Source organism: Lysinibacillus sp. NPDC093197 (assembly GCF_044754025.1).
In the GTDB taxonomy this organism is placed as follows: Bacteria; Bacillota; Bacilli; order Bacillales_A; family Planococcaceae; genus Lysinibacillus.
This window is the reverse complement of the sequence record NZ_JBIVOH010000015.1, coordinates 20,525-31,121: the sequence shown is the minus strand read 5'-3', so window position 1 is coordinate 31,121 and position 10,597 is coordinate 20,525. Positions and strand designations below refer to the sequence as shown.

11 protein-coding genes, 1 tRNA gene, 1 other RNA gene and 1 pseudogene are annotated in these 10,597 nt (G+C 37.0%); 4 read left to right on the top strand and 10 right to left on the bottom strand.

Translation table 11 applies throughout. The annotated features are described in order from the left end of the window. Positions 1-304: 304 nt before the first annotated feature. From ACIP9G_RS22630 to ffs, 6 genes are all read right to left on the bottom strand, one after another. Positions 305-577: a pro-sigmaK processing inhibitor BofA family protein gene (locus ACIP9G_RS22630; RefSeq protein WP_340821472.1), complete on the bottom strand. Its 273-nt coding sequence runs from the start codon at positions 575-577 to the stop codon at positions 305-307. Between the two features lie 69 nt (positions 578-646). After that, positions 647-862, bottom strand: coding sequence for a YaaL family protein (locus ACIP9G_RS22625; protein ID WP_340821473.1), 216 nt, complete (start codon positions 860-862; stop codon positions 647-649). Between the two features lie 13 nt (positions 863-875). After that, entirely contained in the window at positions 876-1,472 is a 597-nt protein-coding gene (gene recR, locus ACIP9G_RS22620) for a recombination mediator RecR (RefSeq protein WP_228134235.1), read from the bottom strand. An 11-nt stretch (positions 1,473-1,483) separates the two neighbouring features. Then, positions 1,484-1,798: a YbaB/EbfC family nucleoid-associated protein gene (locus ACIP9G_RS22615; RefSeq protein WP_340821475.1), complete on the bottom strand. Its 315-nt coding sequence runs from the start codon at positions 1,796-1,798 to the stop codon at positions 1,484-1,486. 20 nt (positions 1,799-1,818) lie between these two features. Then, the gene (gene dnaX, locus ACIP9G_RS22610; protein ID WP_340821476.1) at positions 1,819-3,606 is read right to left on the bottom strand and encodes a DNA polymerase III subunit gamma/tau; all 1,788 of its coding nucleotides are present in this window, start codon (positions 3,604-3,606) and stop codon (positions 1,819-1,821) included. A gap of 145 nt (positions 3,607-3,751) precedes the next feature. After that, positions 3,752-4,019: signal recognition particle sRNA large type (gene ffs / locus ACIP9G_RS22605), an RNA gene on the bottom strand. 183 nt (positions 4,020-4,202) lie between these two features. Here ffs and ACIP9G_RS22600 point away from each other — a divergent pair. The 4 genes from ACIP9G_RS22600 to ACIP9G_RS22585 all read left to right on the top strand — a co-directional run bounded on the left by ACIP9G_RS22600 (position 4,203) and on the right by ACIP9G_RS22585 (position 7,950). Then, positions 4,203-4,295 (top strand) — tRNA-Ser (locus ACIP9G_RS22600). 146 nt (positions 4,296-4,441) lie between these two features. After that, positions 4,442-5,704, top strand: a complete 1,263-nt coding sequence (locus ACIP9G_RS22595) for an ATP-binding protein (RefSeq protein ID WP_401022470.1) — start codon at positions 4,442-4,444, stop codon at positions 5,702-5,704. After that, positions 5,705-6,583, top strand: a complete 879-nt coding sequence (locus ACIP9G_RS22590; RefSeq protein WP_340821479.1) for a response regulator — start codon at positions 5,705-5,707, stop codon at positions 6,581-6,583. A 92-nt stretch (positions 6,584-6,675) separates the two neighbouring features. After that, positions 6,676-7,950 carry a cation:dicarboxylate symporter family transporter gene (locus ACIP9G_RS22585; RefSeq protein ID WP_340821480.1) on the top strand — a complete coding sequence of 425 codons (1,275 nt, stop codon included), beginning with the start codon at positions 6,676-6,678 and terminating at the stop codon, positions 7,948-7,950. Positions 7,951-7,997: 47 nt separating this feature from the next. Here ACIP9G_RS22585 and ACIP9G_RS22580 read toward each other — a convergent pair whose 3' ends face one another. The 4 genes and pseudogenes from ACIP9G_RS22580 to ACIP9G_RS22565 form a co-directional block, all read right to left on the bottom strand. After that, positions 7,998-8,618, bottom strand: coding sequence for an RraA family protein (locus tag ACIP9G_RS22580; RefSeq protein ID WP_401022468.1), 621 nt, complete (start codon positions 8,616-8,618; stop codon positions 7,998-8,000). Positions 8,619-8,860: 242 nt separating this feature from the next. Next, positions 8,861-9,352 carry a methyl-accepting chemotaxis protein gene (locus tag ACIP9G_RS22575; RefSeq protein WP_401022474.1) on the bottom strand — a complete coding sequence of 164 codons (492 nt, stop codon included), beginning with the start codon at positions 9,350-9,352 and terminating at the stop codon, positions 8,861-8,863. A gap of 42 nt (positions 9,353-9,394) precedes the next feature. Further along, positions 9,395-9,769 (bottom strand): annotated as a pseudogene (locus tag ACIP9G_RS22570) (PAS domain S-box protein); the annotation flags it as partial. Positions 9,770-9,918: 149 nt separating this feature from the next. Then, the gene (locus ACIP9G_RS22565; protein ID WP_340821484.1) at positions 9,919-10,449 is read right to left on the bottom strand and encodes an LOG family protein; all 531 of its coding nucleotides are present in this window, start codon (positions 10,447-10,449) and stop codon (positions 9,919-9,921) included. Positions 10,450-10,597 lie beyond the last annotated feature (148 nt).

Here is a 10,597-nt window from a genome sequence, read left to right as displayed (position 1 = left end):
ACTCTCCATAAAAGAAATTTGATTAGCTCAAATTGTTTTGCTGGCATCAATTTTGATGTCCAAAATTTTGTTTCGTTCACTAACGAAGTTAGCTAATAAAAACTATATTGATTACGTTTTGCTTGTTCAGTTTTCAAGGTTCATTTTGTCGCTTCGTATTTCAGCAACTCTTATATAATACCATCTTTTCAAATCAATGTCAACAATTTATTTTAATTGTTTTTGTTTTATATAAGTTGTTGTTTCAGTTGTTATCTTAACGACTCTTATTACTATATCACAACATTTACAGTTTGCAAGTCTTTTATAAGAAAAATATTAAAAAAGTTATTCCTAGCACACCTGGAATTCCTAATATTGCAATTGTGAACACTGAAAACAAGTTGATAGGGACGTTATATCCGCCATATCCAACACCTAAATGGATAATGAATAATAATAAAAACGCAAATGCAAAACGGAACCAAAAAACAGATATCCCTTCTAATACTTTTCCTAATTTAACATGCCTTCCTACTATATAAAGAAAAAGAAGCGCTACAGGCACACAAACACTTACAATTACGATCCACGGCATCCAATTGCCTCCTTCGATAATAATTATGTAAGTTTATGATTCCCATGTCGCTTCTATAACTCTCGACTATTATTTAATTAACACTCGCCGAATTCTAGCTTCTTTAAATAAATAGAAATGTATACTCTCAGCAGCTTTCCGTTGAGCAATAATCTCTAAATCATAATCATTTAATAATTCTTCAATTACTTTCGCTTGCTGTAAATCTTCTTTTGTTTCTCTAATAAGATTAACAAGCTTTTCATCAAATTCTTTTTTTAGCTTTCCTTTATTGCGGAAGAACATCTCAATCCCTCACTCATAACTCTCGGCGGCCTTCCATTGCCTTCGATAACGTTACTTCATCAGCATATTCTAAATCTCCACCTACAGGTAATCCATGCGCGATACGAGTTGTACGGATGCCTGATGGTTTGACAAGACGAGAAATATACATAGCTGTCGCTTCACCTTCAATAGTAGAATTAGTTGCTAAAATAAGCTCCTGTACAGTTTCATCTTGTAGTCGAACTAAAAGTGAGGCTACATTAATATCCTCTGGACCGATACCATCCATCGGTGAAATAGCTCCTTGTAGCACATGGTACTTACCATGGTAATCACGCATTTTTTCCATTGCAATAACATCTTTAGTATCTTGGACAACACAAATGACAGAAGCGTCACGTTGTTTGTCAGTACAAATATGGCATGGGTCTATATCGGTAATATTGCCACAAACAGAGCAATAGCTTAAATTACGCTTTGCCTCTATTAAAGCTTTTGAAAAGGATAGAACGTCATCCTCTTTCATTGTTAACACAAAAAACGCCAGTCGGGCCGCGGTTTTCGGCCCGATACCTGGCAATTTCATAAAACTATCGATTAATTTAGATATTGGTTCTGGGTAATACATATTGTTACCTCCTAGAATGGAAGGTTCATGCCTTGTGTGAATTTACCCATTGTTGCATTTGTTTTTTCTTCCACTTTTTTAAGTGCTTCATTCGTTGCAACAACAATTAAATCCTGTAGCATTTCGATATCGTCAGGATCTACTACTGAAGTATCAAGATTCACATCTACAACTTCGCGTTGACCTGTAACTGTTACTTTGACCATACCGCCGCCAGCAACACCTTCAAATTGTTCTACATTTAAAGCTTCTTGAGCTTCCATCATTTCTTTTTGCATTTTTTGCATTTTCTTCATCATGCCTTGCATATTTCCCATTCCACGCATAACCTATTCCTCCTAAGTAATCAGTCTTCAACAATTTCAATAAAATCCTTACCAAATAGCTTTTCCGCTTCCGTCACAAGTGGATCTTGTGATGCAAGTGGTTGTGCATCATCGATAAATGGTTCTTCTGGCATTTCTGCCGGTGGTGGTTCTAATAATTCAACATTCGGATCATCATTAACTAGCTGTTCTTTCTTTTGTTGTAATCCATGATCACGAATGAACTCTTCACGCAACTTTAACCAAGTTTCTTCAGGTGCACAAAGCATTTCATACATCGTGCCCGTCTGACCTGCAATTAATTGTGTGAATTGTGCTTTTAGCATTTGATTATCAGCAACCATTTGACAATGAATATCATACTTGAATTTTAACACAAAAGCACTCGAAGATGCCGCAACAGGTTCAGCTTCTGCTAAAAGAGCTGATTGTGACTTTTGCAATTGATTTAATGCTTGCGCCCATACAGCTTTTAAACGCTGGACATCTTGCTTTGTCGCATCCTTAAGCACTTCTTGTATACGTCCAGTAGGCGCTTTATAGCCGTTTGAGCTTTTTGCGCGAGGACGTTGTTCTTTTGCAGATTGAACAGATTGTGATGGTGCACCACTTTGTAATTGCGCTGACAATTGTTGCACCATTTGTTCAAGTGCAACTATTTTTTGTGCAAGCTCTGGACTCATTGCCGCTTCGCTTGACGTAACGTTGTGATTTACTACCCCACCTGAAAACTGAGTCATTTTCAGCAATGCCGTTTCCAAATAAATTTTTGTATGATGAGAGAAACGCATTTCTTGTTGTGTTTTCGCTAAAATATCAATGTATCCATAGAGCATATCCGGAGCAAAATCATGTGCCAACGCAAACACACGCTCTTCCGGTGATACTAGCTCTAATAGTTCAGCTAAATTCTCACTCGTTTGCAAAAGAAGCAAATCGCGGAAAAAGGTAATTAAATCTTCCGACAAGCGCAATGGATCTTTTCCATCTGCAATTAGCTGTTCTAAAAGTGCAAGCATTTGTGCAACATCTTTCACCTTTAACGCTTCTGCTAAATCATAGAAAACATCTTGACTAATTGAGCCAGTAACTAAGAGCGCATCTTCAAGTTTCAGCAGCTCACCACTGAAAGATACAACTTGATCTAACAAACTCAATGCATCACGCATACCGCCAGCAGCTGATTGTGCAATTACTTTAAGTCCTTGTTCTTCAAATGGCAGCTCAATGTCTTCTAATACAACCTTCATACGGTCAATAATATCGTTGGTTGAAAGTCGTTTGAAATCAAAACGTTGGCAACGTGAAATAATCGTCGCCGGTAATTTATGAGGTTCTGTTGTTGCTAAAATAAATACCGCGTGTGGTGGTGGTTCTTCTAACGTTTTTAAAAGCGCATTGAAGGCACTTGTAGACAGCATATGCACTTCATCAATGATATACACTTTAAACCTGCTACTTGCAGGTGCAAAACGTACTTTTTCAATAATGTCACGTATTTCTTCCACACGTGAATTAGAAGCCGCATCAAATTCAATAACATCTGGGTGTGAACCATCTGTAATGCTTAAACAAGTTGCACACTCATTACACGGTTCGCTTGCTGGAGCATGCTCACAGTTTAAAGCCTTGGCAAAAATTTTGGCTGTACTTGTTTTCCCGGTTCCACGAGGTCCTGAAAACAAATATGCATGAGTTGTTTTATTCGCTAGGAGAGCATTTTGCAGCGTTCTTTTGACATGTGCTTGACCTGACATTTCTCGGAATGATTGTGGTCTATACACACGGTAAAATGCTTGATACGTCAATGATTTCCTCTCCTCTTCTTTTTAAATATTATTAAAACCATTATAGCATCGGCTACCTTGTTTATAAAACAGTGGCCTTTTTTGAATATAAAAAAAAACGCATTCGCCTACAGTAGACGAATGCGTTCGAATTGGCAATTTAATGCCGTGCACCTTTCTTCGACAGCCGCACATAAGCGTTACTCTTGTCGTTAGCTCAGATTAGGCAACCCCGCGGCACATGAATAAGGCCACTTAATGCTGCTTCCTTCCGGACCTGACATGGTTCATGGGTATCCATTGCGCAGGACCCAATCGTCAACACTACGTGCAAAAGGCAGACCAAACAATACGGACAGCCTCGAAAAAGGAATTCAGTCTCGCTAGAGCGGATTGCGAGTTACAGGACACCGCTACCTTCCCACCTAGCACGGCAATAACTAGTATACTTTCAGTTTTCATAAATTGCAACGAATTGCACAAATTATTTAAATTCGTTCTTACGAAATAATATAAGTAATATCAACAATCATTATTTTTTTAAAAAAGATGTTGACGGAAAAATTAAAACATGATAAATTAGTTCTTGTCGATAAGACAGCACAGCAATATAACATGGAGGTATACCCAAGTCTGGCTGAAGGGATCGGTCTTGAAAACCGACAGGCGGGTAACACCGCGCGGGGGTTCGAATCCCTCTACCTCCTCCATTTTTTAAAATACCGACTACATAATGTAGCCGTTTTTTTTTGCTCAAAATTGTATGTCATACTTATTAAATACCACTTCCTTTTAGGTTGTGGTATTTTTTTATTAGCTATTTTGCTCTACTAATAATTTAGGGAGGATTTTAAATATGTACTCGAAGTTTCTTTTATCTCGCACTTCCCTCACATGGATTTTATTAATTGCTATCTTAACAGCTCTCGGTAGTGAAATTAAAATTATCCCATTCGCTGATACTTCTTTTCGTTTTGGGTTGGGAACTATAATTTTCTTTTTATGCACACTGCTTAAACCAACACCTATTATTTTTGCTGGTATCGCAACAAGCATTGTAACTACTGCTTTACGAGCAGCTATTAGTTTCTACACACAAAACATATCAATATTAGAAGGTATTTATATTCATTTACCTGCTGCTACATTTTATTTATTATTTGCACTATGTCTGCAATATTTAAATATTCATCAATATCGTGAAAAACCACTTAAGTTAGGATTACTTGTAGCTTTAAGTGAGGTTATAAGCAATTTAGCGGAACAGTTGCTACGTTTCTTTGTACAATCGTATACAATTTTATTCTTTCATGACCTACTCATCCTATTAGCAGTTGCTCTGTTACGAAGCTTTTTTGTTGTCGGTATTTATAGCTCTATTTTAATTGCTGAGCAAAAAAAGCGCGTACAAGAAATACTTACTATTGGTTCAGACTTATATGTAGAAACGCTTTATTTAAAAAAGTCTATGAATCATATAGAAGCAATTACCGCTAATGGATTTGATTTATATCGCCAATTAAAAGCTCAAGGCAATCGCTCTGAAAGTTTACAGGCACTTCATATTGCCCAGGAAATTCATGAGGTAAAAAAAGATTCCCAACGTATTTATGCAGGTATTTCTAAGATTGTCGGCGATAAGAGCTTTGGCTCTCTAAGATTATCAGAATTATTACATTATATAGAGGACGGTAATAGTAAATACAGTGAATTACTCGGTAAAGATATACAAATTAACATTACTTTAAAGACCGATTTTCTAACGAATGAGCATATCGCCCTTCTAGCACTATTAAACAATCTTACTGCCAATGCCATTGAAGCAATAGAAGGACAAGGTGTCATATCTATTGATATTCAGCAACAAGAGGTTGATACTGTAATAACAGTAAGTGATGATGGTAAAGGAATCACCGAAAGTGATCTTTCTATTATTTTTGAACCTGGCTATACGACAAAATATAATGTCGAAGGTGTAGCAGCTACAGGAATCGGACTTTCACATGTTGCTGAATTAATTTCTAAATTAAACGGCTCCATTTCAGTTGAATCAAATAACTTTAAAACAGTGTTTAAAATTATAATTCCTACGCAAACTATTCAAACGGGAGAGACTTAAATGAGGTATTTTATTGTAGATGATGATCGTGCAAGTCGCGTGATGCTAAAACAGATTATTGAAGATAGTGGTTTAGGTACAGTCATCGGTGAAGCACGTAATGGAGTGGACGCCATTCCTCAAATATTAATGACACAGCCAGAGTTTGTGCTAATCGATTTACTTATGCCTAAGCTTGATGGTATAGCTACAGTGGAGCATCTTCTTCAAAATCGATTTGAAGGACAGTTTATTATGATTTCTCAGGTTGTAAATAAAGAAATGGTTGGCGAGGCGTATGAACAAGGTATTGACTTCTTTATCCATAAACCTATTAACCGTATTGAAGTTGAAAATGTTTTACGTAAAACTACAGAACAATTCCGCCTAAAAAACTCTCTTTTAGTTATTCGGCAATCGCTGACTAACATCGACCTAAGTGAGCAGATAAACAATAAAGCCACATCACGAGATCATATCCAATCTATTTTAAATGATATGGGTATTGTCGGTGAGATTGGCAGCGAGGATATTATAGCGATTATTGAAACATTACTAGCACATCAACATAAGATTGCACCACTTCCTCCTTTAAAAGAGCTTTATGAGGAAATAGCAGCTGTTACGAAGGCCACTCCAGATGAAATATTAAAAGAGAGCAAAGCCATTGAGCAGCGAGTGCGTCGAACAATTTTAGCAGCGATGATTAATCTCGCCAATTTAGGGGTAGTTGATTATACAAACTCAGAATTTGAATACTATGCACCTCGATACTTTGATTTTAAAGAGATTCGTCAGCTCATGACACAGATTGAAGACCATGGAAATCGCAAAGCAAAGGTCAATATCAAGAAGTTTATACAGGTGTTATATTCAGACATTTTAACAAAAGTAAATTAATTTTCTCGGATTTTGTCGGATTTTATAAGTCCTCCGTATTATTAAAGTAAGGCATGTCCTAAAAATTTTAATATAGGGGAGGAATTAAGATTTTGAAAAAGAAATTTAAACTCAGTTTAGCCGCTCAGATTCTAATCGGTTTAATTTTAGGGATTATTGTTGGTGGTATCTTTTATGGTAACCCCAAAATTGAGACATATTTACAACCACTAGGAGATATTTTTCTACATCTAATTAAGATGATTGTGGTACCTATTATTATTTCGACTTTAATTGTTGGTGTTGCTGGAACTGGAGACATTAAACAGCTCGGCAGATTAGGCGGAAAAACGCTTATTTACTTTGAAATTATTACAACAGTAGCAATTGTTGTTGGTTTACTTTCAGCAAACCTGTTTCACCCAGGTGCTGGCATAAATATGAACGAACTTTCGCAAGGGGATATTTCGAAATACGTTACAACAACTGAAGAAGTACAGCATGAAGGACCGTTTGATATTATTGTAGGCATTGTACCAACAAATATTATTCAATCAATGGCTGAAGGCAATATGCTTGCTATCATTTTCTTCTCTGTTATTTTTGGTTTAGGGGTAGCTGCAATTGGAGAGCGAGGAAAACCAGTTTTAGACTTCTTCCAAGGTGTAGCAGACGCGATGTTCTGGGTAACTAACCTTGTAATGAAATTCGCTCCAATTGGGGTATTTGGTTTAATTGGTGTAACCGTTTCCAAATATGGGTTTGCTTCCCTCATCCCGCTTGGTAAGCTTGCAATACTTGTTTATGCAACGATGATATTCTTCATCTTCATCGTACTCGGTCTTGTAGCAAAATTTGCAGGAGTCAACATTTTCTACTTGATTAGAGTATTAAAAGACGAATTAATTTTAGCGTTCTCCACTGCTAGTTCGGAAGCCGTATTACCACGCGTAATGCTGAAAATGGAGAAACTAGGTGCACCGAAAGATATTGTTTCCTTTGTTATTCCTACAGGTTATTCCTTTAACTTGGATGGTTCAACATTGTATCAAGCGATCGCTGCATTATTCATTGCCCAAATGTATGGTATTCATTTAAGCATTGGGGAACAAATTACGTTAATGCTAGTATTAATGGTTACGTCTAAAGGGATTGCAGGTGTACCAGGCGTATCATTCGTAGTATTACTTGCAACTTTAGGTACTGTTGGTATTCCAATCGAAGGCTTAGCATTCATTGCAGGTATTGACCGTATTCTTGATATGGGACGTACAGTAGTAAACGTAATCGGTAACTCTTTAGCGTCATTAGTAATGGCGAAATGGGAAGGCCGCTTCGATAAAGAAAAAATGAAAAACTACTTTAAAAACAATGAAAATTTAGCTTAATACCAGAAAAAATCCTCACGATGGACTAATGCATCGTGAGGATTTTTTTATTTTCCTAGTACTTTATCTAAATACGCAATAATAGACTCTTTGCCGTTTGCATGTGCTTCTTGAGCGCGCGCTTCATCCTTTTCCACTTTAAGCTCAGCTGCTGCTACAATGCGCTCCGCATCCTCTTGTGGGACAACAATGACGCCATCGACATCGCCAATAATATAATCACCAGGCTGCACTGTTACACCGCCAATAGCAATTGGCACATTGACTTTACCGCCACCATTTTTATTACCAGCTGCAACAGTAGTACCAAGAGCAAATACAGGGAAATCCAACTCTCGAATCGCAGCAATATCACGAATAACACCGTCTACTACAAATCCTTGTACACCAATACCTTTTGCTAAGGACATAACAAAATCCCCTGCAACAGCTCGATTTGTATTCCCCTTTGCATCGATAACTAAAATATCGCCCTCTTTAGCAGCTCGAATCGCTTCAAGTACAGCTCCATTTTCCCCGTCTGGTAAACGTACAGTAACCGCTCGCCCTGCTATTTTAAAATGATCCGCTAACGCTTTAATATTACTTCGTAAATTTGTATGGCCCCCGGTTGCATCTGAAATTGCTGTAGTTGGTAAATGTTTAAAACTTACTTCCACCTTTGTCATGCACAACACCCCTATTATGATTTTTGAAGCCCTTCCACAATTATTGTAAATAAAACGCAGCTACTATTTCAATATATTCAGAAAACTTTTGAAATTATTTATGGTGAAAATAGATAATCGATGTTGTTTCCTCGAATGAAATAGCTAATTCCTCGGTACCCTACCTGCACTAACTACTTTTATTAGAATTTAAAAAAGCCTGAGGCATTGTTGGCATAATTGCCACTTGCCGCACGCTTGTTTTAAATTATCTCAATAAATTGTTTTGATCGTTCATCTAATGCCTCTGCTGCAGAGGCAATTTCAACAAAATCACTTGTCGTTACATTTATTTGCCCATTAGACTTTTCAACTTCTTCAGAAATGCGTGTAATGCTTTCCGTAACTTGCCCGATTTCACGAACAATTCCTTCCACATTTTCTTTCACTTCTGAAATAGATTGCTCAACTCTTACTGAAAGTTTCCGAACCTCTTTCGCTACAACATCAAAACCTCTTCCATACTCACCAGCTCTTGCGGCTTCAATTGCTGCATTTAAAGCGAGTAAGTTTGTTTGAGATGCAATACCTTGTATAGTTTTTACAATACCTTTAATAGATTCCGCCTGATTTTGTAATTGGGCGAGATTTTTTACATTCTCCGAAGATTCCTTTGATACTTGTTGAATAGTTTCAAGTAAACTCTCACTATTTTTTATGCCTGCCTCTGAACGACTATACAGCTCGGTGGACATTTGCTTCAACTGATCTGCTACATTAACTATCGTTTTTTGACGATTAGTAACATTCGTTGCGATTTTGGATACGCCAATGACTTTTCTTGAGTTATTCTCAAATACAGGCATATAGGTCGCCTCGAGCCAAACACTATTACCTAGTGCATCCTTTCTCTCAATTTTATCCTGATAGCTATTACCTGCTGCTAGGTTGCGCCAAAATTTTTCATAGTCAGGGCTTTTTGAAAATTTAGGAAAGCAAAATTCTCTATGGTCTTTTCCGATCATTTGCTCTACTGAATAGCCCATTGTTTTCGCAAACAGCTCATTTACATAAGCCACTTTACGATGCATATCAAAACGGATAATAGCTATATTGCGTTCTATTGCTTGAACGACTAAATCATCCGTGACTTGTGTATCAATTTTATTCATAAAATCCACCTCCGTCGTCCTAATTTACTAGTGTGAGTCATCCTGTATTTTCTTTTATAATAAATTAGATTGTTATATATTATAATATAACTAATTGTATATTAAAAATACTATAAAATTTCATTTTTGGTACTTTATTCACACCATCGTTATTCTATCAATGCTAAAACTTCTTCCGCTGTTGTAGCTACACGAATTAAAGCTTTGTGTTCTGCACGGATAAAGCCTTCCTCTAACATTCGATTAAAATGCTGCAGTAGTGCATCATAAAACCCATTCACATTAAATAAAATAACGGGTTTTTCATGCAATCCGATTTGAGCCCATGTAAATACCTCAAAATATTCGTCCAATGTACCGCCACCACCTGGCAACGCAATAAAGGCATCCGCTAAATCCACCATTTTTGCCTTTCGTACATGCATTGACTCTACGAAATGAATTTCTGTTAATGAAGCATGAACGACTTCATGTTTTTGTAAATGGGTCGGCATTACACCAATAACTTCTCCACCTGCTGTTAATGTAGCATCTGCAACTTTCCCCATTAATCCTATTTTAGAGCCTCCATATACAACACCATGACCATTTCGTGCTAAAACCGTTCCTAACTCAGTTGCTTTTTCAGCATAAATGGGATTAACGCCTAATCCAGAACCACAATATACCGCGATTTTCATACTCGTTCCTCCTATTACAAAAGACGCGATAACAATAGGCTTCGTATTGTCTCACGTCTTTTGGTCTTTTTATTTTTTATTTAGTCTTACAATTTTTACTTTAAAAACAAATCATGACTCGTTTACGCCTGCCGCTTCACTTTCGGCC

Coding starts and splice junctions, on each gene's coding strand:
- ACIP9G_RS22595 (WP_401022470.1), top strand. CDS start 4,442: ATGTACTCGAAGTTTCTTTTATCTCGCACTTCCCTCACATGGATTTTA.
- ACIP9G_RS22625 (WP_340821473.1), bottom strand. CDS start 862: ATGTTCTTCCGCAATAAAGGAAAGCTAAAAAAAGAATTTGATGAAAAG.
- recR (WP_228134235.1), bottom strand. CDS start 1,472: ATGTATTACCCAGAACCAATATCTAAATTAATCGATAGTTTTATGAAA.
- ACIP9G_RS22565 (WP_340821484.1), bottom strand. CDS start 10,449: ATGAAAATCGCGGTATATTGTGGTTCTGGATTAGGCGTTAATCCCATT.
- ACIP9G_RS22615 (WP_340821475.1), bottom strand. CDS start 1,798: ATGCGTGGAATGGGAAATATGCAAGGCATGATGAAGAAAATGCAAAAA.
- ACIP9G_RS22580 (WP_401022468.1), bottom strand. CDS start 8,618: ATGACAAAGGTGGAAGTAAGTTTTAAACATTTACCAACTACAGCAATT.
- ACIP9G_RS22590 (WP_340821479.1), top strand. CDS start 5,705: ATGAGGTATTTTATTGTAGATGATGATCGTGCAAGTCGCGTGATGCTA.
- ACIP9G_RS22630 (WP_340821472.1), bottom strand. CDS start 577: ATGCCGTGGATCGTAATTGTAAGTGTTTGTGTGCCTGTAGCGCTTCTT.
- ACIP9G_RS22575 (WP_401022474.1), bottom strand. CDS start 9,352: ATGTCCACCGAGCTGTATAGTCGTTCAGAGGCAGGCATAAAAAATAGT.